Annotated in this window: 20 protein-coding genes; 6 read left to right on the top strand and 14 right to left on the bottom strand. The window is 36.1% G+C overall.

Annotated elements, in window-relative coordinates; all coding sequences use genetic code 11:
- Window positions 1-91: 91 nt before the first annotated feature.
- The 14 genes from KEM10_RS05315 to KEM10_RS05250 form a co-directional block, all read right to left on the bottom strand.
- The gene (locus tag KEM10_RS05315) at window positions 92-778 is read right to left on the bottom strand and encodes an ABC transporter ATP-binding protein (protein ID WP_212214413.1); all 687 of its coding nucleotides are present in this window, start codon (window positions 776-778) and stop codon (window positions 92-94) included.
- A 21-nt stretch (window positions 779-799) separates the two neighbouring features.
- A complete protein-coding gene (locus KEM10_RS05310) occupies window positions 800-2,020 on the bottom strand; it encodes an ABC transporter permease (RefSeq protein ID WP_212214410.1) in 1,221 nt (406 codons plus the stop codon).
- A gap of 19 nt (window positions 2,021-2,039) precedes the next feature.
- Entirely contained in the window at window positions 2,040-3,263 is a 1,224-nt protein-coding gene (locus tag KEM10_RS05305; RefSeq protein WP_212214407.1) for an ABC transporter permease, read from the bottom strand.
- Between the two features lie 18 nt (window positions 3,264-3,281).
- Complete coding sequence (locus KEM10_RS05300; RefSeq protein ID WP_212214405.1) at window positions 3,282-4,043, bottom strand: outer membrane lipoprotein-sorting protein; 762 nt, start codon at window positions 4,041-4,043, stop codon at window positions 3,282-3,284.
- 23 nt (window positions 4,044-4,066) lie between these two features.
- A complete protein-coding gene (locus KEM10_RS05295; RefSeq protein WP_212214404.1) occupies window positions 4,067-4,648 on the bottom strand; it encodes a TetR/AcrR family transcriptional regulator in 582 nt (193 codons plus the stop codon).
- A gap of 198 nt (window positions 4,649-4,846) precedes the next feature.
- Window positions 4,847-6,229, bottom strand: a complete 1,383-nt coding sequence (locus KEM10_RS05290) for a TlpA family protein disulfide reductase (protein ID WP_212214403.1) — start codon at window positions 6,227-6,229, stop codon at window positions 4,847-4,849.
- 66 nt (window positions 6,230-6,295) lie between these two features.
- The gene (locus tag KEM10_RS05285; RefSeq protein ID WP_212214402.1) at window positions 6,296-7,696 is read right to left on the bottom strand and encodes a TlpA family protein disulfide reductase; all 1,401 of its coding nucleotides are present in this window, start codon (window positions 7,694-7,696) and stop codon (window positions 6,296-6,298) included.
- A gap of 210 nt (window positions 7,697-7,906) precedes the next feature.
- On the bottom strand, window positions 7,907-10,468 hold the full coding sequence (locus KEM10_RS05280) for a glycoside hydrolase (protein ID WP_212214401.1): 2,562 nt from the start codon (window positions 10,466-10,468) through the stop codon (window positions 7,907-7,909).
- Window positions 10,469-10,683: 215 nt separating this feature from the next.
- The gene (gene tpiA, locus KEM10_RS05275; RefSeq protein WP_212214400.1) at window positions 10,684-11,439 is read right to left on the bottom strand and encodes a triose-phosphate isomerase; all 756 of its coding nucleotides are present in this window, start codon (window positions 11,437-11,439) and stop codon (window positions 10,684-10,686) included.
- An 18-nt stretch (window positions 11,440-11,457) separates the two neighbouring features.
- Window positions 11,458-12,666: a BT_3928 family protein gene (locus KEM10_RS05270; RefSeq protein ID WP_212214397.1), complete on the bottom strand. Its 1,209-nt coding sequence runs from the start codon at window positions 12,664-12,666 to the stop codon at window positions 11,458-11,460.
- 11 nt (window positions 12,667-12,677) lie between these two features.
- Complete coding sequence (locus KEM10_RS05265; RefSeq protein ID WP_317196634.1) at window positions 12,678-13,235, bottom strand: DUF1599 domain-containing protein; 558 nt, start codon at window positions 13,233-13,235, stop codon at window positions 12,678-12,680.
- 204 nt (window positions 13,236-13,439) lie between these two features.
- Window positions 13,440-13,685, bottom strand: a complete 246-nt coding sequence (locus KEM10_RS05260) for a hypothetical protein (RefSeq protein ID WP_212214393.1) — start codon at window positions 13,683-13,685, stop codon at window positions 13,440-13,442.
- A 15-nt stretch (window positions 13,686-13,700) separates the two neighbouring features.
- Window positions 13,701-14,390, bottom strand: a complete 690-nt coding sequence (locus KEM10_RS05255; RefSeq protein WP_212214390.1) for a phospholipase D-like domain-containing protein — start codon at window positions 14,388-14,390, stop codon at window positions 13,701-13,703.
- 7 nt (window positions 14,391-14,397) lie between these two features.
- A complete protein-coding gene (locus tag KEM10_RS05250; RefSeq protein ID WP_212214387.1) occupies window positions 14,398-15,135 on the bottom strand; it encodes a helix-turn-helix domain-containing protein in 738 nt (245 codons plus the stop codon).
- Window positions 15,136-15,337: 202 nt separating this feature from the next.
- Between KEM10_RS05250 and KEM10_RS05245 the strand changes: the two genes are divergently transcribed.
- The 6 genes from KEM10_RS05245 to KEM10_RS05220 all read left to right on the top strand — a co-directional run bounded on the left by KEM10_RS05245 (window position 15,338) and on the right by KEM10_RS05220 (window position 25,236).
- Window positions 15,338-15,745 carry a type III secretion system chaperone family protein gene (locus KEM10_RS05245; protein ID WP_212214384.1) on the top strand — a complete coding sequence of 136 codons (408 nt, stop codon included), beginning with the start codon at window positions 15,338-15,340 and terminating at the stop codon, window positions 15,743-15,745.
- Window positions 15,742-16,458: a PspA/IM30 family protein gene (locus KEM10_RS05240; protein WP_212214381.1), complete on the top strand. Its 717-nt coding sequence runs from the start codon at window positions 15,742-15,744 to the stop codon at window positions 16,456-16,458. The genes KEM10_RS05245 and KEM10_RS05240 overlap by 4 nt, the downstream gene beginning before the upstream one ends.
- 128 nt (window positions 16,459-16,586) lie before the next feature.
- A complete protein-coding gene (locus KEM10_RS05235) occupies window positions 16,587-17,291 on the top strand; it encodes an OB-fold-containig protein (protein ID WP_212214378.1) in 705 nt (234 codons plus the stop codon).
- Window positions 17,292-17,294: 3 nt separating this feature from the next.
- Complete coding sequence (locus tag KEM10_RS05230; protein WP_212214375.1) at window positions 17,295-19,430, top strand: flotillin family protein; 2,136 nt, start codon at window positions 17,295-17,297, stop codon at window positions 19,428-19,430.
- A gap of 241 nt (window positions 19,431-19,671) precedes the next feature.
- Complete coding sequence (locus KEM10_RS05225) at window positions 19,672-24,573, top strand: DNA repair ATPase (protein WP_212214372.1); 4,902 nt, start codon at window positions 19,672-19,674, stop codon at window positions 24,571-24,573.
- Between the two features lie 39 nt (window positions 24,574-24,612).
- Entirely contained in the window at window positions 24,613-25,236 is a 624-nt protein-coding gene (locus KEM10_RS05220; protein ID WP_212214369.1) for an energy transducer TonB, read from the top strand.
- Window positions 25,237-25,343 lie beyond the last annotated feature (107 nt).

Genomic DNA, 25,343 nt, shown 5'->3' with positions numbered 1-25,343 from the left:
CGAATAATAATTTTAACTCTAAGGAACGGTTCTCTATTTGCTAGATGTTGATAAAGAACCGTTCCATAAAGCATCTTGACTATCAAAAAAACTATGCTTTGCGTTCGTCTTTAATAATTTTGCCATCTTCAAGCTGTATAACACGACGAGCTTTATTTACTACCCTTGCATCATGAGTACTAAAAATGAATGTGATATTTTCTTCTCGATTTAGTTTTTCCATAATATCGAGCAAGGTCTCTGTTGAGGTAGAATCAAGATTGGCCGTAGGTTCGTCAGCTAAAACAAACTTAGGTTTGGAAGCTAATGCTCTGGCTACAGCCACGCGCTGTTGTTGCCCTCCGGATAAGCGTGACGGACGTGCGTCTACACGATCACCTAAACCAACTTCGGTTAACAGGCTAATAGCTCTTTTGTCTCGCTCTTCCTTGCTTTTACCTTGAAGTTGCATGATAAATTCCACATTTTCCTTGGCGGTTAGCACAGGAATAAGGTTATAAGCCTGGAAAACAAATCCTATATTGTGCAATCTAAAATCGATCAGTTCTGATGGTTTTAAGTCATGAACCATAGTGTCTCCGATGCGAATATTTCCTTCAGTTGGTTGATCTAATCCTCCTAACATGTTCAGAAAAGTGGTTTTTCCACATCCTGATGGTCCGACAATAGCTGTAAATTCCCCTTCTTGTATTTCTAAATCAATTCCTTGAACAGCATGGACTTTAACTTCTGAATCGTTATATGTTTTGGTCAGTTTTTTAACTTCAATTACATTCATAATGTTTGGTTTTTAAGAGTTTTACATATCAATGCGAATCGCTTCTGCAGGCTTCAATTTTAATGCTTTTAGGGCAGGATAGATGGCTGCCAGCATCCCCGTAATAAATACCATAATTACAACATCAATTACATTTTTAATCTTCAGAACAGGATAAACAATGGAATCATAACCCATGGCACCAAATCCTTCAGAGACCATAGAAATATCAATGCCTGAATTAGCTGTGGCAATAGTAACAACGGCTCCCATAATTATTCCAACAACGCCACCTATTAGTGAGAGGAAGACTGTTTCAATCATTATCATTTTAAACACACGCGATTTATTCATTCCAATCGACATTAACATACCTAACTCTTTTGTGCGTTCCAATACAGCCATCAGCATGGTATTGATAATACCAAAAACCAATGCCAGTAAGATGATGATCATAAAGATGTACATAGAGATGTCGAGGCTTGATTCGAGCATTGAAACCTCAGGCATAATTTGCCGCCATTCTTTAACATCGTATTTCGAATACTTACTCTCCAAATTTGCCAAAACAGCAGGAACGTTCTCAGAATGATTTAATAATACTGCAATTTCGTGTCCAGCAGAAGCATCAACTCCATACAACGAAGTTAAATCTTCAGCTCTCACAAAAATATTGGTTTGGTCGTACATATTGTTGGCAGTTTGATAAATGCCTGCCACTCTGAACGAAGCTCCTGAGATATAACCTTCTTTATCGGCAAAGGTGATTACTACTTTAGAGCGAATTTTCAACTTCAGTTTATCAGCCAGCTTCTGACCAATTACAACCGGATTTCGCTTGATACCTTCGAAATACGCACCGTCTTTGATTTTTGTATGTAGGTTGGTAACGGTTGATTCAATTTCAGGGTTTATTCCCATTATTTTTATGCCTGATGAGGTGGTTGGAGACTGAATCATTCCTTGTACAATAAAGCGAGAACATGTTGCCTGAACAGAATCTTCAGCTGCAATGTCTACTGCCAGTGTGGTTGCATTTTCAATATACTTCTTTTCATCAGGCTCTTCGAGGTAGCCTTTTTGATGTAGTTGAATGTGTGATGCTTCCGTTGAGATAGCTGAGTTAATGCGTTGGATGGCCATCCCATTGTAAAATGCATAATTAAATACACCCGTGAAAATTCCCAAGGCAATGGCAAAAAGTATAACGGCGCTTCGGGTTTTACTTCGCCACACGTTTCGCCAGGATATGGATAGTATCATGATTTTTTGTTTTTAAAGGTTATGAACGAAGAGCTTTGGTTACTTGTAAGCGTAAAATTTTACTTAGCGGATAAATCGATACCAATAATGTGATGGCAAATACAATCAGTATCTGACCTCCAAAAACCATTGTGTCGTTTCCGAAATAAATGGCTGGTTCCATTCCAAATTGCTCGTACACATCAGCTACTTCTCCTGTTAGTGGGATTGGACTTTTTACCAGAAACCAGATTAACGGAACACTAACCGCAAAGCCCGATACAACACCAACAATACCAATTAGCATGGTTTCGTAAAACAGTACTTTTGCCAGCTTTAACTTATTCATTCCAACAGCAATCATTACGCCCAATTCTTTTCTGCGCTCGGCAATCATCATAATTACCGTTGAGAAAACACCAAAGCCAATTAGTATGTATAAAATGCCTTTCATAATGATGCCTTGGCCCTTATCACCTTCGATCATTTGTTTTGTTACCGGGTCCATTTCATCCCAGGTCATTACAGAATATTGATCACCGAGACTTGTTTCCAATTCGTGCTTAATGGGATAAACATCATCGTAATCATCAACCGTTAATACCAGACTGGTGACCATGCCTGGTGCAGAGAAAAACTCTCGGGCTTTGTCAATTGTGATATAGGTTCCGAAATTGTTCATGGCAGGGAAGGGGAATTCAAGGATTCCTACTACAGGGAAAAGTCCGGCTGCGCTATATCCATGATGTCCCTGACTGATCAAGGCTAATGTATCGCCCAAATCAACATTCAGTGCCTTTGCCAGGTTAACTGCCATCAAAATGCCGTCATCGTCCTTGTTTAGATATTTACCTTTGCTTACCCAATGACTCAGACGTGTTAGTTCGTTTTCCTTTGCAGGATCAACACCAATCAGCATTGCACCTTTTGTGCTGTTACCGTATGACATTAAAGAGAAAGACTCCATACGTGGAATTATCAGGTCAATGTCTTTATTGTCAGCCACAATATCAATTAAGGAATCAGTTGGTACAAACAGATCATCAATTGATTTAGTTTCCCAGTAATCAGGGTGATGAATCTGTACATATCCAGAGTAAAAACTTACCACGTTATCAATCATTTTCGAATAAGTTCCATCTTGCATCGAAGTCATCAAAGTACTTAATATTACACCAAAAAAGATGGATGCAACAGTTATTAGAGTTCGACGTTTGTTGCGCCAGATATTACGCCAGGCTAGTTTTGTTTCGCTATTTGACATGGTTTGATGTTTAATTGATTAGCGAATTCGTTTCATGCTTTGCTGTGAAAAGAAATTATCGTTTATAGGAACATTGAATTCTATATTTTCAATGTTAATAATGGTTCTCTGATTTGGTTTATCAGCAGGAATAATCTCAAACTGCGAGGGTAAGATTCTACCTCCAATGGTGGTGATATTATGCGCCAGTTCTGTTTTTACTAAAAACTCATCTTCATCGTAATATTCAACCTTCATTTGAAGGTATTCGTCTTTGGTAATCCACATCATTACTTTACCCCATACAACGGCTGCTTCTTCTGTTGGTATTAGTTGTATATGATAGCAATCTTGCTCATCAATCTTTTCTTCTCCAATTAAAGTGTGATTGTAATCTTCAACAATAGATGATTTTTTTAATGCATCGTCATTGGTATAGTCCGATCCCATCCATCCTTGCGACATCATTGATGGCGGAAGTTTAATCATACGAGAAATTCGCGGATTCCAGTTCCACATCTCACGATCTCGTTTTAAAAAAGTCTGACCTTTTTCCTGAGCCGGTGCTGTAACTAAAGTCATGGCATATTGGGTGCCTTTTGTCCAGTTTTTAAATGCCAGATTACGTTCGTAGGTTGGCCGTTTGATCGTCATTGACATGGTTGAAATACTTGATTCTTCACCCTGCATTTTATCATCGGCTTTCTTCACAATCTCCTTTGCATCCTGAGCTTGCATTGATGTTGAAATCAATATAATAATTGCAAGAAGCATCGGTTTTAGGTGTTTGATAGTTGTCATTGTCTTATTTTTAGTTTGTCTGATTATTTACATTTAAACAATTGATGTATTTTGGTTTTAACGCCTTCCATTGGAAAGTTTTCAGGATCCATAATATAATGCAAGCCTACGCCATCCATTATAGCAGCAAAAAATCGAACTTCTGTAACGGGATCATCATATCCTTGACTGGCAAAGTAGTTGATGGCTGTTTTGTAAAAAGGAGTTAGAATTTTCTCTAATTGGGGAGTAATGATAGAATAAACATCGGGCTGTAAAAGAACCATAAAATACATTCTCCAGAAAGGAATATTTTGTTCTACTGTTTGAAAAGATTGATCAATAAAGAAGTGCAGTTCCTCTTCTGTTAAAACACCATCATGATTGGGATCGAAGGAGTTTGTTAATTGATTGAACCCTTCCAGCATAATGTTGATAACCAGATCTTCTTTACTTTCGAAGTAGTTATACATCAATCCTTTTGAAATTCCGGCTTCTTTTGCAATTCTGGAAATGGAGGCATTCGAAAAACCGTTATCGGCAATTACCTTGAGCGCTACATTCATTATTTGTTGTTTGCGTTCTAGGCGTATTTTTTCGTTTTGAGTATCTGTTCGTGGTGACATAATATTTTTAAATGACTGAACGTTCAGTCAAAAGTATAAGAGAAAAATTTCTTTTCAAAATAATTTGAGAAAATTCTTCATTAAGAGTTTGATTTTTAGTTGTTGAATATTGCTAAAAACCACTGTGAATGGTTGATTGGGAGGTATAAAAAAACCTGACTTGTTAAGCCAGGTTTAATTTGTATTGTCTCTTAGATATTAGCTATTTGCCAGCTCAATTAATTTTTCTTTGGTTTCAGGATTAGAAGGGCGACTGGCATTGGTATTAACCAATTTACCTTCTTTATCAATTATGATAAAGCGAGGAATTCCTCGAATAGCGTAATCTTTTATGATTTCAGAATCGTATGCATCAGGTGCAAAAAGTTGATATCCACACAGTGCTTTCTCAACTACCATTTTCTCCCATTTGCTTTTATCATTGTCAACCGAAATACTTACAAAAGCGACATCAAGATTTTTTAATTCTCTTTCCAACGATTTTAGATATGGTATTTCACCTATACATGGTCCGCACTCAGTTGCCCAAACATCAATATATATAACTTTGCCTTTTAAATCATCAGAAGTAATCAGTTTACCATTAATATCTTTATATGAAAAAACGGGTGCAATAACACCTGTTTTTAACTTATTTACTTTATTTATTTCAGATTCTATTTCAGTTAAGTATATCTCATTTTTAATAATGTTATGATACCTCAATTCCATTATTTCCTGTGTATTTCTTGGAGACATCGAGTAATGTCTTAGGTGCCTGTTTCCAAGTTCGTCCTTTATTAGTTGATTAGAATTTAGTTTTTCAATTTGATCAAATACTTCAGATGTCCCTTTTACAGTATATTTATTCAATTTTTTATTCTTTAGGGTATCATCGATGTTTCTTTCGTAATGATCTACCACATAATATTTGTAGGTTAATATTTCCTTGTAAAATTCGATTTTATCTAACGGTACTTCATCAAATAGCACTTGAATCATTTGTATTGAATCATTATTGGCTGCTTTATGTTTTCTAAGGAATTCAGAGCATATTTTAGCAACGTAAACATCGTTTATTAATTGAACTTTAGTCAAGAAACTAGTATTCTTTGGGGTATTGTATTTATTAAGAGTCTTGCCTAAATCATAATTTAATGAGTTAATTTCTTCCTTAAATTTACTAAATGACTGGTTAAATAGGTTTTTCTGGGAGAAATTGCCCTTAATGGACTTTAATTTCAACAATAATTTAACATTAGGAGCTCCATCACCCTTCAATTCAATATTTGAATAATTATGCTCTAGAATCTCATTGTATTTGGCTTCAATGTGAATTTCTGTACCGGGTTTAAAATTGCTGTTGATGTATGTTTTCCCCCAATATATGTAGCCTATCATTTCATTAGGAACAGATAATAATCCTTGATAAGTTCCGTCTGATTTTATATGTGCTATTGTATCGTATTTTTGAAGGGCTGGCAGATAAACACGAACAATTGAATCTGGACAATTATGGATCTTTCCACTTATTTTGATCTTATTGTTAGATGTGCACGAATAAAAAAATAGTGTAATAATTAAAATGAGTACATTTTTCATAGTCATAGGATTTTGGATTTTTTGGAAAAAAAAGAGAATCAATAGTGACCCTCTTTGCTTTATGATTTAGCTATTTGCCAGCTCAATTAATTTTTCTTTGGTTTCAGGGTTGGAAGGGCGGCTGGCGTTTGCATTTACCAGCTTACCTTCTTTATCAATCATGATAAAACGAGGAATTCCTCGAATAGCGTAATCTTTTATGATTTCTGAGTTCCAGTCATTGGGAGCAAAAAGCTGATAACCTTTTAATTCTTTTTCAGCTACCATTTTCTCCCAGGCACTTTTATTGTTATCAACCGAGATACTCACAAACGCAATGTCTTGCTCGTGCAATTCCTCTTCCATCTTTTTTAAATGAGGGATTTCAGCCTTACACGGTCCACACCAGGTTGCCCAAACATCAATATAAATTACCTTGCCTTTTAAATCTTCAGATGTTACTTTCTCTCCATTGATATCATTATAAGCGAAGGTTGGGGCAATTGCTCCCGGCTGTAATTTTTCGAGTTGAGCAAGTAAAACGGTAAATGCTTTAGTGTATTTTTTATTAGTGATAATTTCAGTATAGCGTTCTTTCATTATATTCTTAATGCTGTCTGGCTGATAAGTGTATGAGCCTAATAAACGGTTACCTAATTCATCTTTTACAATTTGGGGAACTTCTAATGTTTTAATAATATCAATTTCCCTATTAACAAATTCAGCACTTCTTTCCTCAATTTCTTCTTCTTTTATTTGATTCTCTATTTTAGAAGTATGTTCATTAACCACAAACTGCTGATAAACTCTAATTTCCTTAAAAGCTTCATAGTTATCGGTTGGTATGGTTGCCGAAAATGTTTTGTATTCTTCCGGAATTGGTAAGGTATCGTTGGGTGCAAATCTGGCATGATACATCACAAAGTAATCATACTTTTGAGCTAATAAAACCTTTTGTTCCAATCGAAGCATTTCAATAAAAGTATCATTACCGGGGTTTGAGGATTCAAATTCTTCAATCATCTTACTTAATAGCATCGCATCTGAAGTTACTGTTTCTTCAAATTCAGCAGTCGGCAGAGATAATACCGCTCTCAGGTTGTTGTTAGTGTCGGCATTTCTCATATTTAAAAGGAGAGAGGAACTTTCACTTCCCTCACCAGTTATTGTTACATTGGCTGCTTTTCCACTTTTTAATTCTATTCCATCAAATTTAATATTGAGATTGGCACCAGGAACAAGGTTTAATTTCAAATAAGCATCCCCATTAATTAAATTGGCCATATGTGGCTTACTTATTTCAATGGTAGCTTTAAATGTTCCATCTTCAGCAAGGGTTGCAATAGTGTCATGGGTTTGCGTGTAAGGGATGTTAAGTGTTATTACATTGCTATCGGGGTTAGTAATAACACCGCTTAAGGTAATTGTGTTGTTGTTACTGCATGATGCTAACAATAGTACAGATAAAATGAAAAACGTAAGTCTCATAAATTTGATTGATTTTAGATGTTTATCACAGAAATTAGTAGGGTAAATATAATAATTAACGTAAATGAAATTGATATAGTGTTTGATATATAGGTTTAATGATTATAGTTTTATGAAAATATCAAGATATTTCATTTTAACTTTTTAGTCTATGATTCGATAAGGTATAAGACAATTGTTTTACAATTAAAAAGGTATGATGGAATGTGTTTATTTTACAAACACCTTAGTGGTTATTATACTATTTTGCTTTTTTAGATTGTAACGAACTATGTAAATTCCCCTTTTAACAGGTACTAGGCTTGATGATCCTTTAATTTCCTGTTGGGCTACTTCAATTCCGGATAGGGTATAAATACATGCTTGACCAGATAATTCTGAAGCCTGCAACACTAAAATAGCACCCTTAGTACCAATAATTCGTGCTAAATCGGTATGGTCATCCTTTTCAATCTCATTAATATTGTTTGGAATATCCTGGTTGTTAAATGAAGGTGGAAATGCAAACATCCATTGCCTGTGGCTAGCTGCAGCGCTAGTTCCATAGTCGTATAATCCCACTTTGGTACCAGCGGTATTGTTGGCACCTTCCAGATCCAATGCTTTACCAGTGTTTGTTGAAACAATCTTATAACAATCGTCACCTACACTTTCAATTAAAAATGTTTGGTTGATAGGATTTTGTACTGATGATGTAGACAAGTAATAAGTGCCCGCATCTGTAAGGTATTCACCTTTTAAATTACTGATAGTATATCCGTTTGAATTGGATGATAAAACCCATAATTGGGTAGAATCGGTATGTTGATAGTTATTAATTTGAACTTCATTATCTGTTGATTGCATTACCAGACTTGCAGTTCGTGAAAGAATTAAATACGGAATATCAGTTTGTAATTCATTATCAACAGGATCGGTATTGACAGGTATTACAACAGTTGTTAAGCTGTAACCAGGAAGGCTAACTAACAAGTTGTCTCCTTCTGTTTTAAAAGATGTAACATCTATGTTGTTTTCTGTTTCAGAGGTACGTGTTACATGACTTGGATTGTCCACCTGATCAAACATTGACAAGTCAATTTCGTGATAGGTTGTTAATGATGAATTGTTTAACAAAACGATGGTAAGTGTATCATTTGTTTCATTCAAGGTAGACAGGATTTGATCATTGGGTGCATCCAGAAATCTTGCTCCTGTTTTAATATAGTGACTGAATTGTTTGCGTACATAAAAGTTCTTAACAGGCTCGTATGTTTGTGCTGCAAAATCACCTTGTACCAGGCACCACTGATCGTTATTCTCTTCTATATATTGCCAGTCTATCCAAGCCTCAGGGCGAATATATCTGATATCATGTATGAGCTTTTGTGCCATGTTCAGGTTGCCGTATAAACCAGTTCCTCCAGCTCCGACCTCACTCATCCATAGTGTTTTATTATATGTTGTTGATAAGGCTCTTATATTAGCTCTATCCTGGTTTGTGGCAGAATAGGTATGTGTATTCCATTGATCAACCAAATCAAGTACAGTACCATCCGCGATATAAGCATTAAAATCAGTTACTGATTGAGCAACACTGGTTTCATCAGATGCAGAAATAACGGTATTTAGTCCTGATTCTTTCAAAATAGGAGAAAGGATTTTTAAGAAGTCAATTTGAGCAGCTGTACTAAAATGACAGCCTTCCTGACCACCATTTGCAGCCCAGTAATTGGTAACGGGTTCGTTAAATGGTTCCAGAGTCTTAAACTCAATATTATAGGTTTCTTTATAGTGTTTACATACATCAACAAGGTAGTTGGCAAATTCTTCGTAGTATTCCGGTTTCAGGTTGTCTTCCCAAGCGTTAAAATTCCCCGCACAACATCCACTGTATGTCATATAATATGGAGCAGAATTACTGAAAGCTTCAAAAATGGCATCAGGCCGTTTCTCTTTTATTTTAAGCATTATCTTACGTTGTGCAGCATCGCGGCTCCAGTCGTAATCTCCATCAGATGAATCTTTAAATCCTTCCATTTCGGCTCGTATACCTTTTCCGCTTGCCATGTGATGAGGATCGCAATTCTGGTTTAAAGGATCATCACCACCGCCAATATTATAACGAAAAATATTATAGTTGAGGCCCTCAGGACTAACCAACCAGTCAACAATTTCATCAATTTTATCATCGCTCCAGGTGCCACACATATTGGCCCACCAGCATAGTGAAACACCCCATCCTTCAAAACTATTTGTAAATCTTGCATTTGGATTTATCAGGTATTTTATTGTATCTGCCGGAACTGGATGATATTCTTCAGAAATATACCAATAATGACGGCTCTCAGTTCCACTTTTATCAGAATAGATGTAAGAACCGTCGGTAATATCATCGGTGCCTAAATATCTACTGTTAGCTTTGCATTTTAGTCTAACAAATGAGCTTGAAACTTTCTCGATGGCATATTTTGAATAGTCAGTTGTTGAATCAGTAATAAAATAAGTATTCCAACTACCACTTAATGCCATGAACTTTTTCTGATCTTTAAGTTTTATCCAGTAATATCCAGTTCCATCGGGGATAAAATGCATGATTTGGTCATCAGAGCCAGATACTTCCTTAATAACAGTTCTGGTTTCGGTGTTTTCAGCAACTACATTTCCGCTTGAATGAATCAGATAATAATCGGTAGAAGGTTTTGGTTCTATTATCTGAGCAAATGAAATGCTACTAAATATTAATGTGGTTAAAAGAGTTACAAACGTGTATTTTAAAGAAGTTTTTTTCATTGAGTATGTGGTTAAAACTTTTATGGTTTTTGGTAATAAGAATGATGACAAACATAGGTCATTCTCAATGGGCAAGCTAATTTTGTATCACTAAATTTTAGCAGGCATTAGTCAAAATCTATCACATATTCAGCAGAAAATACATGGGCTGTCAGAATAAAAAAGAGGTTACTCTTTCGAATAACCTCTTGTATAAAGAATATGTGTTGTCTTTCTTAGAAAGCAGCAATAATTCCGTGGAAATCTTCAGCTTTTAATGAAGCACCACCAATCAAACCACCATCAACATCAGGATTAGCGAATAATTCTTTTGCGTTTGATGGTTTACAGCTACCACCGTAAAGGATACTTGTGTTATCAGCAACTTCAGCTCCGTATTTGTCAGCTAAAGTTTTACGGATGAAAGCGTGAATTTCTTGAGCTTGCTCAGGAGAAGCAGTTTTACCTGTTCCTATAGCCCATACTGGTTCGTATGCTAAAACAATTTTACCGAAATCTTCAGCAGAAAGGTGGAATAACGCTTCTTCGATTTGAGATTTAACTACTTCGAAGTGTTTTTCAGCTTCGCGCTCTTCCAATACCTCACCGATACAGAAAATAGGAGTTAAGCCGTTAGCTAAAGCCAAATCAGTTTTTTCTTTCAAAATAGCGTTAGTTTCACCGTAGTATGCTCTTCTTTCAGAGTGACCTAAAATTACATATTGAGCACCAGTTGACTGAATCATAGCAGCTGAAGTTTCGCCAGTGTAAGCACCGCTAGCTTTGTCAGCACAGTTTTGAGCAGCAACGCCCACTAAACTGCTGTCAACAGCTTTTACAACTTCAGTAATGTGGATGAATGGAGTACCCAAAACTACTTTGCAGTTAGGCTTGTTCTCAGTTAAAATAGCATTTACTTCTTTTGCTAAAGCGATACCCTCTTCAAGGGTGTTGTTCATTTTCCAGTTTCCTGCAACAATGTTCTGTCTCATCAGATAAAAATTTAAAGTTTATTTAAGTCGATACAATATTATAACAAATCCTGCCAACAGTAAAGCCCAAGCTATGATAAACCAATTATTATTAAGGCTTCTGTACGAGTTAAACGAATACGATAATGGATTCGATAATTCATTGGCTTCGGGCAGATTTGTGTGATTATATTTTGCAATAATGGTTCCTTTGTCCAAAATAATCATACCGGGATTTCCGCGGCAGATGGTCTTTAACAGGGTTTCATCAACACTCAGGTAATCGAATCCAAGCGAGTGTGTGGTATCAAACTGAAAGTAGTTATCGACCAACGAAGAGGTGAGTACAAAAAACTGGTATTCATTTTTCAAGCACATCACTCTTATTTCTTTTAGTTTATCCAGGTTTTTGGTCGATGCTTTTTCAACTTTAGGAGCAATCACTAGAAATACAGGTTTGTCGCTGGTAAGAATATCCAGAGTTACATCTAATCCATCAATGTTTTCAAGGATAAAATTCTGGATTGGTGGTTGATAACCTTCTTTAATCAGTTTTGATTTTTGATCCACAAATACCCAGGTAGAATCATTATATGGATAATTATCCATGTCGAATTCTTTACGCTCACCATCCTTCTCCATAATAAAGGTAGTAACATATTCGGATTGAGGAGCGTCTTCAGGGGTACTCATTCCTTCCTGTATGTTTTGGCCCACTTTAAAAGGTCTGAAATCAAGCAATGGAAGATAAACCAATGAGTAAATCGATATACCCAATATAAAGATCAAGCCCGAAAAAGCACCAATACTTTGTTTCAATCCGCTTATCGAAGCTGTGTAGTCATTTCTTTTTCGATAGATAATATAACTAATGGGTAAAAGAACCAGATTCTTGAAAAATGTCTCCCAATTGGTTAGTTTTACCGCATCGCCGAAACAACCACAATCGCTTACCGGATTGAAAACTGCACTGTACAAGGTAAGAACCGTAAAAAAGCTCATAAACAAAAAGGCCGGCAGAGCAGCTTTTTTAGTTTTAAGCCCAAAGAATAGCATGAAACCAATCATAAATTCAATGGTTGATAAGGCTATTGCTAAATACACTGATAATGTATTGGCGTTATGTATGCTCACTATTTCCAGATATTCAGCAATTTTAATGGCGCCTCCCTGGGGATCTACAGCCTTAACAAAACCTGAAAATAAAAATACAATACCAATAATGATTCGTGCTATAGTTCTTAGCATAAAATATAGTGTTAAGCGTTTTCTTCGTCGTTGGGGAATTCCAGTTTAATCAAAGCAAAAATGGCATAATTGATCATGTCCATATAATTGGCATCAATTCCTTCCGAAATAATTGTTTTACCTTGATTATCTTCAATTTGTTTGGTGCGATGAAGCTTCATTAAAATCAAATCAGTGAATGAACTCACGCGCATTTTACGCCACGCTTCGTCGTAGTCGTGATTTTTATCTTCCATCAAAGCCTTTGAGCCGTATATTTTATCCAAATACATTTTTAGGGCCACATCAGCATCCATTTCAGGTTGATCAGCCGGTTGAAGTTCCAACTGAACCAGCGCCATTGCGCAATAATTTACAATTCCGATAAATTCCGAGCGAACACCCTCATCAACTTTTGATATGCCTTTGGTTTCAATACTTCGGATACGCTGTGCTTTAATAAAAATCTGATCTGTCATGCTCGATGGGCGAAGAATTCGCCAGGCAGTGCCATAATCGCGCATTTTCTTTTCAAAGATGTCTTTACAGATATTTATAACGTGCTCGAATTGCTTATCGGTTTTTGTCACTTTAAGTTATTTTTAATTGGAGGCGTAAAAATATCAAAAAATGAGAAATTTCTGTATTAATATTCAGAGTTTATGAATTTTAGTTTGAGTACTTGTGGGGAAAGCAAAGAAAAGGCCTTTGTCCGATCACGCCAGTAGCAGCTGTGATGGAATTGATTGCTACGGGTACTCACGGTCAAAAGCCTTGTGCAAGATAGTATTTTTTTACTTCTTTTTAACAAATATCAAAACAATGCCTAAAACAAATCCTGCACTGCCACTAATTAATATGTTGTTTCTTATTTTTGAAATGCCTGTAATGCTGCGACCAAAGTCACCCAGGCTTCCTCCTGAGTTACTGAAAATGGTGCTAATCTTAACATATTCTCCTGCTATTTTTCCAAATAACAAGTAGCCAAAAATTAAACCTAGTAAAGTTAATATTACAATAATCAGTGCTTTTCTTTTCATGCTATAGGTTGTTTTCTATTGAAAATAGTAATCTTCCATGGTCTCCCAAAGTCGGTTAAATTCATTCTGATAATCATTTATAGCTTTCGGATCGTTGGTTTCCAGTATGTTTTCCTGATTGTATTGAGCGGCACTGCGTGTCCAGTTGTAACTTCCGGTCAGCAAGATGCTTTTGTCAAAAATAGCAAATTTATGATGCATGTGATGACTTGTATTATCTATTTTAATGGATGCGCCTTTACGAAAAAGGTACTCTATATCCGAACCCAAATCTAATGTTTTTTCATTGTCGGTTATGATTCGCACTTTAACCTTTTTACCCAAAGCATATTCAATTTTATCTCTTAAATCGTTATCGCTAATGGTAAATACACAAATGTCGATTGTGTTAACGGCATAACTGATTTGATTCATTATGGCATTGGCACAATCAGTACCCGGACTAAAGTATGATTTGCAATAAAACGATGGAGTAGCCTTTGGTAAGATTAGTTTATTAGCTTCTTCCAGCCAATCCAATATTTGTTGATGTTTAAATTCAGGAAGATGATCGCGTGCAGCATTAAAAATGTCGCTTCTTAATCTGTTTAAATCATGCTTCGAAAGATTTTTATCTACTAAAATTGATTTTAAAGCTTTCTTTTCAGCTTTCGATAAAATTTTGTCTTCAAGTGAAGATTTGAGATAGTCTAATGTTTCTTGCATGGGAAGTTTATTGTATAAATTTTGATATGATTTGATTGAGTTGTTGCTCCAGTTTTTCTATTCTGCTATTTGGGTCTTCGCAGGGTAGGCCACCCATATATTGTACAACAGGATAACAAAAAACAATATCATCGGCTGATATTATGGTAAAGTCATTCAATGCGTCTTGAATATGAAACTGATTATTTGCTAAAATATTTAGCTTGCTAATAAATATAGCATTGCTTGTTTTAATCAAGTAATATGAACTTGCGTTGGAAGGCAATTCTTGTTGTAAATTTATTGTTACGGTACTTTGGTTTTGTATGTTATGCGGAGTGCATGCAAAATCATTATTGTTTATATGTATAGCAATGCAATTGGTGAGATTGCTCTCCAGAGGTATTTCAATATACGTTTCAGAAGTTAGCCCTTCCTTATTATTAATACTACTTAGTTTATTTGAGTATAAAAAAGGAATCCTTCTGACTGATATGTTTTTAATAGAAGCGTTCTTAAATGCAGGTTCATTCCCAACGTCGAAGTGATAAAGTTCATTTACGGTCAGCTCCTTATTTATCAACTCATCAATTGTGATGCTAAAATATTTAGCTACCTTATTAATGATTTCAATTTTAGGTTCAGCTCTTCCTTCTTCATATGATCCTACGCTAGCCCTTGATAAATCAAAGATAGATGCAAATTCTGATTGGCTTATTTTTTTAATTGAGCGAATCTTGCGAATATTTTTTCCAAAAAAACTCATAAATAAATGCTAATAATATTTGCAAATATGATTTTTGTATTTATATTTGCTAATGTAATTGTCAAAATAAAAAAATAATATTGATAATTGCTAATTACTTTAACCTTTTCTTAGAATATTTTTAAATTAACAATTTGTGCTTTATGAAAAGAGAAAATTATTTAAATTCAAAACCCGAAAAATTAGTTTAAATCACTCGACAATGGACAAGTATTTTGAAAAAGTAAGAAACTACCTATTGGAATTAAATTGTGAAATAGTTACAGAGCACGAAGAAGATGGTGTTTTTGTAGTGAATAAACCTGAAGAAGGTATTGCAAATTTGGTTCTTGGTTGTGCCGACCCTATCCTTATTATGGAGCAATTCATTTTCGAGATCGAAGAAGATAGTCTGAGTGTATTTAAACAACTATTGATGAAAAACAGGGACATCGTTCATGGAGCTTTTGTTTTAGATGAAAGCGGACATAAAGTTATCTTCAGGGATACACTTCAGATTGAAAATTTGGATTTGAATGAACTGGAAGGTTCAATTAACTCTCTAAGTCTGCTCCTTAGCGAGTATGCAAACGAAATTATTAAGTTATCCTCAAAAGAATTAGTGTCATGAATGTATTTAGTAGATTATTTAGAATAGGAACCGCTGAGGCTCATTCAGCTATAGATAAATTAGAAGATCCCATTAAGATGACAGAACAAGGCATCAGGGATTTAAAAAAGAATTTGGACGATAGTCTTAAAGCATTTGCTGAAGTTAAAGCTTTAGCTATTCGTTCTAAAAACGACTTGGAAACCAATCGTAATCGCGCCAAGGATTATGAGAACAAAGCTATATTATTGTTGAAAAAAGCTGAGAGTGGGGAGATTTCTGCTGATGAAGCTGATCGTTTGGCAACGGAAGCTTTAACTAAAAAAGAAGAATGTGCTGCCTTTGCTTCCGATAAGCAGAAGGAAGTAGATAAATTCGACCAGAATATTGCTCAGTTAGATGCAAACATTAAAAAGCTTCGTTCGCAAATCAGTACTTACGAAAACGAGTTGCGTACTTTAAAAGCTCGTGTTAAAGTAAGTTCGGCAACCAAAAATATAAATAAGCAAATGGCTCAGATCGATTCAGGAAGTACTATTAGTATGCTTGAAAAGATGAAGGAAAAAGTCAATCAAGAAGAAGCTTTGGCAGAAGCTTATGGTGATATTGCCGGTGAATCAAAATCATTGGATGATGAGATTGATACAGCAATAGGTGGAGCTAATAAAGCTGAAGCATCTGAGTCGTTAGCACAGTTAAAAGCTAAATTAGCTGCAAATAAAAAAGAAGAATAACATTGGGAGGTTAGTGCAAAAGTGCATTAACCTCTTTTTATGAATACCAGATTTTAGTTAGATAAGTAATTATAGATTAAGGATTACTTTCTGCCTAAATACAAATGAACTATTAATAACCCTAACTCATGAAGGAACTATTTGAAGCTGCGTTTTCGGGAGTGAATATAATCCCTACAGTTTTCCTGCTGTTGATACTGGTTTACTGGATATTTGTCATTATTGGTGCCATGGATATGGATGTAATCAATGTTGATATAGAAACCGATGTTGATTTAGATGTTGACGTAGATGTGGATGCGGACGTTGATATGGATGCTGATGCAGATGTTGATTCGGACGTAGAAGCAGATAGTCATGATATTGGTTCGGTAGCCTTTCTCAACTCCATACTAACCTTCTTCAACCTAGGTAAAATACCCTTTATGGTATGGTTAAGTTTCCTGATAATTCCCATGTGGGTGATATCCATTCTCTTTAATCATTACCTTCATAATAGTTCCTTCATAATTTCTTTGGTAGCTCTTATTCCAAATGTAGTTGCAAGTTTGTTAGTTTCTAAAATTCTCACAACTCCAATTGCTGCCATATTTACAAAAATTAAAAAGAACGATGACGATCAGTTTAAATACACTGGTAAAATGTGTACCGTTCTGATGCAAGCCAGCCATAATCGATTTGGTCAGGCTGAAATTAAACGCGATGGAAATACGTATCGTGTTAATATCCTTACTAAAGATGAATCAATTGTACTTGATAAAGGTCAAACCGCATTGATTATCGAATATATTCCTGAAAAGAAATGTTATTTAGTAGAACCCTATAAAATCTAAAGAATGTTAGAATCATTAAGTTATTCAGTAATTATTTTACTGGTAATAGTCGCAATTGGTATAATTGCACTGATTATAAAGACCTACCGCAAGGCAACGCAAGGTCATGCTTTGGTGCGTACCGGTGCCGGAGGTGCGAAGGTAACCTTTACAGGTATGTTTGTTATACCTATACTCCACAGAATGGAGGTAATGGATATTACACTGAAAACGGTAACCATTGAACGTCAAGGTAAAGATGGTTTGATCTGTAGGGACAATATGAGAGCTGATATTAAAGTGGCTTTCTTTGTTCGTGTAAACAAAACCAGTGAAGATGTTATTCAGGTGGCTCAGTCCATCGGATGTAACAGAGCTTCTGATCACAAGGCATTGGTTGAACTGTTTGATGCTAAATTCTCCGAAGCATTAAAAACAGTTGGGAAACAGTTTGAATTCGTGGAATTGTATAACTCCCGAGAGAAATTCAAACACGAAATCTTGAATATCATTGGTACGGATTTAAATGGTTATATCCTTGATGACTGTGCCATTGACTTCCTGGAGCAAACTCCTTTGGAATCGCTATCTGAAAATAATATCCTGGATTCAGAGGGTATTAAGAAGATTGTTGAGCTTACTGCCAGACAAAAAATTCTATCTAACCAAATTGAGCGTGACAAGCAAAAAACCATTACAAAGCAGGATGTTGAAGCACGCGAAACTGTTTTAGAACTGGAACGTCAGTTAGCAGAAACGGAAGAAAATCAAAAGCGTGAAATAGCCAACATCAAAGATCGTCAGGCAGCTGAAATTGCTAAAGTTGCACAGGAGCAACGTTTAATAGCTGATAAAGCTCGTATTGCTACTGAAGAGGAAGTGGCAGTTGCTGAAAAAAATAAAGAACGTCAGGTTGTGATAGCTGAGAAAAACCGCGAAAGAGTTGAAGCGGTCGAATCAGAAGCAGTAGAACAAGAGCGTGCCTTAAAGCAAACTGAACGCGAAAAAGTAGTTACTCTGGCTCAGATAGCGAAAGAGAAAGAAGTGGAAATGCAGAAAAAGCAAATTCAGGAAGTTATTCGCGAGCGTGTTGAAGTAGAAAAAGCAACCGTTGCCGAGCAAGAGAAAATTAAAGATACGCAAGAATTTGCTACCGCAGACAGGGCTAAAAAAGTGGCTATTACCAAAGCTGAAATGGATGCGGAAGAAGCATTTGTTCGTGAGATTAAAGCTGCTGAAGCATCTAAAAATGCGGCTGAGCACAATGCTAAAACTAAGTTGATTGATGCCGAAGCGGAGTTTGAAGCTGCAGGTAAAAAAGCGGAAGCCACTAAGATTATGGCTGAGGCTAAAGCTGCTGAAGAAGCTGCTATGGGTGTTGCTGAAGCTCAGGTAATTGAAGCCAAAGCTGATGCAATGGAAAAACAAGGAGTTAACGAGGCTCGTATTATGGAATTAAAAGCGGAAGCTGAAGCGAAAGGAACCAAAGCCAGAGCACAAGCAGAAGCTGAGTCAATCCAGAAAGTTGGTGAGTCTGAAGCTGAAGTGATTAAGGCTAAGGGTAATGCAGAAGCTGAAAAAGGACAAGCTGAAAACAAAGTTCTTGACGAACGCTATGGCGTTGAAGCAAAAGGTATCGAAGAGAAAGGTATGGCTATGAAGAAACTGGATGCTGTTGGTCGTGACCACGAAGAATTCAAGTTGAAACTGGATATGGAAAAAGAGCTTGAATTGGCTCGTATCAATATTCAGAAAGGTATTGCTGATGCCCAGGCTCAGGTTATTGCTGAAGCACTGAAAGCTGCCAATATCGATATTGTGGGTGGTGAAACTATGTTCTTCGATAAGATTATTGGTTCCATCACTCAAGGTAAGCAAGTAGATAAAGTAGTAAATAACAGTCAGATTATAACTGATATCAAAGAACATTTCTTTGATAGTCCGGATGGAAAAAGCTTTAAGGATCAATTTGCTACTTTCGTTGATCAGTTTGGAGTATCGTCAGAAGATATACGCAACCTAAGTATAAGTGCTTTAATTGGTCAGATGATGGAAAAAAATACCGATAAAAAAACGGGCAACATGTTGACCAGTCTGAGTGAAATAGCCAAAAGTTTGGGTGTTTCAAATAGCTCAGCTAAGAGTTTAGGATTAATCTAAACGCAAATTAATACTTCAAAAAGGAACGATTTTCGTAAATAGAAAATCGTTCCTTGATTAATATATTTTGCATACCATAGTTTGAAAATAAGAGTGGATGAAAAATTCAAAACAGTCATTCTTATTAGTGGTTAATATTATTGAATATTTGTTTAAGGTGATAGGTTAGGAGTATCATACTTGATTAAGGAATATGCTTCTGGCTGATTGTGCCATCTACCTTTAACTAACACTTGATTTTATGTCTGAGAATCAAAACACCAATCCCGAAAATAAAGAACAACTCGAAGAAGGAACTTATGAGATAATAAAGAACCGACTTCGAAAGAATGCTGATGACCTTGATCAAAGATTGGAAAAACTGAACGCAGCCCGTAAAGAGGTATTTGGTTCAGTGGAGAGTACCCTTATTGCAACCGATAGAATTAATACGCAAAACAATTGTACCCCTGCGGATATGATTGCATTAGGTGAAACTATGTTGTTTGGTTACAATGTAATAATGGGTCTTAAATCCAAAATCAGTTTGGATGATGTCTTCAGTGTTTATGATTTTAAAGAACATAAATTCGCGCAAAAGAATATGAATATAATCGGTGATCAACAGTTTGTTACCGATTTTGAGAATTTATATGAATACTACAAAGAAACGCAATTCAGAAAGTTTGCTATCATTGGTCCCCATTTGTTTATGGTGTTTCAAACGGGTAAAAATGTTGATGATATCAAAGCGTTTAAGTGGTTGGTAAAAGGTACAAAATTAGAATATCTGGGAAACAGAAGTACGCATGAGTTTGTGTTTCCCGATCAACATGAGTTTCAATGGGTGAAAGCCAGTCGTGAGCAATATGTGTATGGCGAGCATCCGCATGTATCAATCGAGGATATTGTGTTTGTGGAAGCTGTTGGAGGTGATATCACCTTTAAGATTGAAGACAATACTGACAGCGGCATGGGAATTTATGCCGAGGAAGTTGAAGTTCATGACCAAACTCTGGATGATGCAGATATTGATTATGCCATTATCGGTAATCTGGTTGTCATTCGTATCCTTCCATATAAAGAAAAAGAATATCGATATTTTGTATATAATTCCAAAGTTCAGGAAGTAAAACGTATTGATGCCTTGGAAGATTCATGTGTTTTATTACCCGATAATCAAGGGGTGATATTTGCTAATGGATATTATCTACAGAATGGCCAATTTAAGCTGTTTGATACAGATTTTGATGATCTGATGTTTGAAAAGAAAATTGCCTCAATCAATGGCGAAGATTTCTTATATACATTTTACAATCGCGAGATTGGAGCCTATGTTTTATTGATTTATAATCTGATCAATCAAAAAATTGAAACGCCTATCGTTTGTAATGGTTTCTCTATTTTTGAAACAGGTGAACTTTGCTATTTCAAGAAACCAGATGAACCTACTCGTCACCATGTGATTCAAATGTGGCAAACGCCATTTATGGCTGTTGAATATCAAAAACAACCTACCAATAATAATCGCCTGTTTAAGATTGGAAATAAGGATGTGGTAAAAGCCATGGCCGAATGTAACGAGGTGATTCTGCTTGTAAACAAAGATGAATCGTATTCGGGTGTTTATGGCGATTTGGTAAAGCGATGCACCGACGTAATGGATACTTATTATTGGTTATCCGAGGAGGATGCGTTTGATATTAAATCACCACTAGTTAAGATAAAAGAATCAGCCTTTTCTGCGATTACAGAATATGAAAAGGTCCGCAATATTAGAAAAAATACCAAGGATAGAGTTAAAGAAACTGACAATAAAGTAAACGAGATTATCAGTCACCTCAACAGGCAGAATATGAATCATATCGACAGATATGTTGATATGTTGGCTGCATTACGAACGGTTCGAGGTGAGATAATTACACTTCGTGAGCTTCGCTATGTTGATTTGGATAAGGTTCAAAAGCTCGAAACAGAGGTGGAAGAGAGAACGCAAAGTCTCTCACAGAACTGTGTTACTTTTCTTTTGCGTGATGAAGCTTTAGATTCATACAACGATAAAGTAGATGAGATCAGAGCCAACGTTAGTAAGGTGAAAAAGGTAAGCGAGGCTGATGAACTTTCGGAAGAGATAATGAAGTTGGCAGATCAGCTGGAGATGTTGATTGATATTGTTAGCAACCTGAAGATTGAAGATGCTACTCAAACCACACAAATCATCAATAATATTTCAGCTGTATATTCGCAGTTTAACCTGATTAAATCGGAACTAAAAAAGCAACGTAAAGGCTTGCGTGCAGTTGAAGCTAAGGCTGAATTTACATCTCAATTGAAGTTGGTTGAGCAAGGTATGCTCAATTATATCGACCTGTGTGATTCTCCGGGTAAGGCAGATGAATATCTATCTAAATTGATGGTTCAGCTGGAAGAGTTGGAAGGTAAGTTTTCCGACTTCGAAGAATTTATGGATGGTATTTCAGAGAAGCGAGAGCAGGTATACAATGCTTTTGAATCGAAGAAGTTGAGCTTGGTTGAAGAACGTAACCGTAAAACAACTTCCTTACAATCATCTGCTGAAAGAATATTAAAAGCGATTCGTAATCGTGCTTCTAAGTTTAAAGATGTAAATGATGTGAATGGTTATTTTGCTTCGGATCTGATGATTGAGAAGGTTCGTGATGTGGTTATTCAACTCAAAGAACTGGATGATAATGTAAAAGCGGATGATCTAGAGAGTAAGCTAAAGTCAGTGAAGGAAGAAACCATCCGTCAGATAAAAGATAAAACTGAGTTATTTGAAGAAGGGGCCAACATCATCAAGTTTGGCAATCATAAATTTTCGGTGAACACGCAGCCGTTGGAGCTTTCGATGGTGAATAAGGATGGTGAGATGTATTATCACCTTACCGGAACTAATTTCTTTGAGAAGGTAACTAATGCTGATTTTCAGGCTACCAAAACTATCTGGAATCAATTATTACCCTCGGAGAATGATCGCGTTTATCGTGCTGAATATTTGGCTTATCTATTGTATACTTCATCGTTAAATAAAGAAGAAGGGCATTTAGGATTAAAGGAACTGGCAGAGTTGGAGCAGAAGGAACTAGTTGGTTATGTTCAAAAAGCTATGTCGGTGCGATACAATGAAGGATATGCTAAAGGCATTCATGATGAGGATGCTGCCATTATTCTAAAAGAGTTGTTGAACGTATATTTCAACGCTGGCTTATTGCGCTATTCAGCAGATGCTCGTGCTATGGCTGAGTATTTTTGGAATGTGTATTGTGATGACGAATTGCGCAAGGATTTAAATAACAACCTGAAAGGTGCGGGGTTGATTGTTCAAGTATTTCCGGAAACAAAGCAGTTCGATTACCTGATAGACACATTGAAAAGTCTGTTACAAGAATTTCAGGAGAAAACAAACTTGTTTTGTGTGCCTATAATTAATGATGCTGCACAATTTCTGTTTTATCAAATGGCTGAAGCCGATGAATTTATTATTTCGAAAGATGCTGTGAGTTTGTTGGATGGTTTTACAGGCTATCTGCGCAAAAACAGGGCGACTAAAAATTATGAAGCATCTATCAAGCCATTGGAAGATGATAAAAAAGCCTCGTATCGATTAATCAGAAAATGGGTTAAAGCCTATCTGGTCATGGAAAAACAATCAGAAGAATATCTGAATGAGGTTACAATAACGCTAATGCTGGATTCTAAACTGAGAAAGCAACTCATAGATCAGCCTGTGCATAATGTACTGGTCGGTTTGAAAGGTTCTCATCAGTTGATTGAAGGGCAACAATATCGTTTCCATTTTAATCGCTTTATGGATAAGCTGAGATTTTTTAGTGGTGATAGTGTTATTAAATATGAGCAATATAACATTCTGAAAAAGCAATTGGTGAAAGACTGTTCTGACGATTTACGTTTGAATGAGTTTAAACCTCGTGTGCTCACCTCGTTTGTGCGAAATAAGTTGATTGATAAGGTTTATCTGCCATTGATAGGTAATAACCTTGCTAAACAAATTGGAGCCGAAGGTGCTGGTAAGCGCACCGACTTAATGGGTATGTTACTGTTGATTTCACCTCCGGGTTATGGTAAAACCACTTTAATGGAATACCTGGCAAGTCGTTTAGGAATCATCTTTATGAAGATCAACGGTCCGTCTATTGGTCATGCTATTACATCGCTTGATCCTTCTGAAGCAGCCAATGCCGCTGCCCGTGAGGAATTGGAGAAATTGAACCTGGCTTTTGAAATGGGTGATAACGTAATGATTTACCTTGACGATATTCAGCACTGTAATCCTGAGTTTTTGCAGAAGTTCATCTCCCTTTGTGATGCTCAACGCAAGGTGGAAGGGGTCTACAAAGGCAAGAGTAAAACCTACGATTTCAGGGGTAAGAAAGTGTGTGTGGTAATGGCTGGTAACCCTTACACTGAGAGTGGTGAGAAGTTCAAGATTCCTGATATGTTGGCCAACCGTGCCGATATCTACAATATTGGTGATATTATTGGTGGCTCCGATGAAGAATTCAAGATGAGTTATATCGAAAACTCTTTAACATCGAATCCGATATTGAATAAACTGGCCACCAAGAGTCAAAAGGATTTATATACCCTAATTTCCATCGCTCAAACCGGTCGAAAAGACGGATTAGAATTTGAATCGGCTCATACGCCTGAAGAAGTGAATGAATACGTTACCGTACTTAAAAAGCTGATAATAGCTCGAGATATCATCTTAAAAGTGAATCTGGAATACATAGCCTCAGCTGCTCAGGCGGATGAATATCGAACAGAACCTCCGTTTAAATTACAGGGCTCGTATCGTGATATGAATAAGATATCAGAGAAGATTCTTCCTGTTATGAATGATCAGGAATTGGAAACTCTACTGCAATCGCATTATCGAAACGAAGCGCAAACACTGACCAGTGGTGCAGAAGCAAACATCCTGAAGTTTAAAGAGATTTATGGAGTGATAACTACAGAGGAACAAACACGCTGGAAGGAACTAAAAGAGACCTTTGTTCGCAATAATAAACTAAAAGGTATGGGTGATAATAATCAAACAGCTCATGTTCTGGTTCAAATGGAAGAGATTGCTAAAGGAGTGCAGGGGATTAAAGAGGAGATAGGAAAGAACAAAAATTAGAAACTTACGCGCCTTTTGTTCGTTATAGGAATGATGAAGATGTGTAGAAAAATAGTGATGATCCAGCTTTTGTTAATAGTTTCAATGACTATTAGTGCACAAGGTAAGGAAGTTACCCGAGATGAAGGTTTGTTGCAATCTAAATTTATCGAGTCAGAAGATGGATTGCGAAATGGCTCTTACCAACTGTTTTACAAAGATAATTTGGTTGAGAAAGGTCAATATAAAAATGGTGAAAAGGTAGGTAAATGGCAGTTTTATAGTTTTAATAAAATTCTTGATTACGAATATGATTTCGATAGTAAGGTAATAACCAGAATTGGAGGAGAACGTATAACTGAGACGTCACGATTTAATACCCCGTGTTTTTTTGAAGGTAGTCAAATGGTACCATATCTTTTTATGGTTCAAAATGTTTTTTATCCTAAAAAAGCTATAGCAGAAGAGCTTACAGGAAGAGTTGTGCTTACTCTTCAGATTAATGAGGATGGTGAAATCTACGGTTTCTATATTTCTGAGAAATTACACTCAGACCTTGATCAAGCAGTAATAAAAGCAGCACGCAGAATACCGAAAGACTGGCATTTTTTTCCTGCAACTCACGAAGGTCGGGCTTTATTAAGTGAATATAAGATTCCTATTGAATTTGATTTAGGATTATAGATTGCTCTTTAAAAGTTTACTATTACCTTATCATCTTATGTAAATGTTAAAGAGTTGGCGTTAATTTATTACCTTTGCGAATTCGAAAATTTAGCATACTCATAACA

This window comes from Carboxylicivirga linearis (assembly GCF_018271995.1).
Lineage (GTDB): Bacteria > Bacteroidota > Bacteroidia > Bacteroidales > Marinilabiliaceae > Carboxylicivirga > Carboxylicivirga linearis.
The sequence above is the reverse complement of the archived record's forward strand: the minus strand, read 5'-3'. Positions and strand labels throughout refer to the sequence as shown.

Excerpts from the sequence above, each read along its gene's own strand:
- KEM10_RS05315 (WP_212214413.1), bottom strand. The coding sequence starts at position 778 with ATGAATGTAATTGAAGTTAAAAAACTGACCAAAACATATAACGATTCA.
- KEM10_RS05310 (WP_212214410.1), bottom strand. The coding sequence starts at position 2,020 with ATGATACTATCCATATCCTGGCGAAACGTGTGGCGAAGTAAAACCCGA.
- KEM10_RS05305 (WP_212214407.1), bottom strand. The coding sequence starts at position 3,263 with ATGTCAAATAGCGAAACAAAACTAGCCTGGCGTAATATCTGGCGCAAC.
- KEM10_RS05300 (WP_212214405.1), bottom strand. The coding sequence starts at position 4,043 with ATGACAACTATCAAACACCTAAAACCGATGCTTCTTGCAATTATTATA.
- KEM10_RS05295 (WP_212214404.1), bottom strand. The coding sequence starts at position 4,648 with ATGTCACCACGAACAGATACTCAAAACGAAAAAATACGCCTAGAACGC.
- KEM10_RS05290 (WP_212214403.1), bottom strand. The coding sequence starts at position 6,229 with ATGAAAAATGTACTCATTTTAATTATTACACTATTTTTTTATTCGTGC.
- KEM10_RS05285 (WP_212214402.1), bottom strand. The coding sequence starts at position 7,696 with ATGAGACTTACGTTTTTCATTTTATCTGTACTATTGTTAGCATCATGC.
- KEM10_RS05280 (WP_212214401.1), bottom strand. The coding sequence starts at position 10,468 with ATGAAAAAAACTTCTTTAAAATACACGTTTGTAACTCTTTTAACCACA.
- tpiA (WP_212214400.1), bottom strand. The coding sequence starts at position 11,439 with ATGAGACAGAACATTGTTGCAGGAAACTGGAAAATGAACAACACCCTT.
- KEM10_RS05270 (WP_212214397.1), bottom strand. The coding sequence starts at position 12,666 with ATGCTAAGAACTATAGCACGAATCATTATTGGTATTGTATTTTTATTT.
- KEM10_RS05260 (WP_212214393.1), bottom strand. The coding sequence starts at position 13,685 with ATGAAAAGAAAAGCACTGATTATTGTAATATTAACTTTACTAGGTTTA.
- KEM10_RS05255 (WP_212214390.1), bottom strand. The coding sequence starts at position 14,390 with ATGCAAGAAACATTAGACTATCTCAAATCTTCACTTGAAGACAAAATT.
- KEM10_RS05250 (WP_212214387.1), bottom strand. The coding sequence starts at position 15,135 with ATGAGTTTTTTTGGAAAAAATATTCGCAAGATTCGCTCAATTAAAAAA.
- KEM10_RS05245 (WP_212214384.1), top strand. The coding sequence starts at position 15,338 with ATGGACAAGTATTTTGAAAAAGTAAGAAACTACCTATTGGAATTAAAT.
- KEM10_RS05240 (WP_212214381.1), top strand. The coding sequence starts at position 15,742 with ATGAATGTATTTAGTAGATTATTTAGAATAGGAACCGCTGAGGCTCAT.
- KEM10_RS05235 (WP_212214378.1), top strand. The coding sequence starts at position 16,587 with ATGAAGGAACTATTTGAAGCTGCGTTTTCGGGAGTGAATATAATCCCT.
- KEM10_RS05230 (WP_212214375.1), top strand. The coding sequence starts at position 17,295 with ATGTTAGAATCATTAAGTTATTCAGTAATTATTTTACTGGTAATAGTC.
- KEM10_RS05225 (WP_212214372.1), top strand. The coding sequence starts at position 19,672 with ATGTCTGAGAATCAAAACACCAATCCCGAAAATAAAGAACAACTCGAA.
- KEM10_RS05220 (WP_212214369.1), top strand. The coding sequence starts at position 24,613 with ATGTGTAGAAAAATAGTGATGATCCAGCTTTTGTTAATAGTTTCAATG.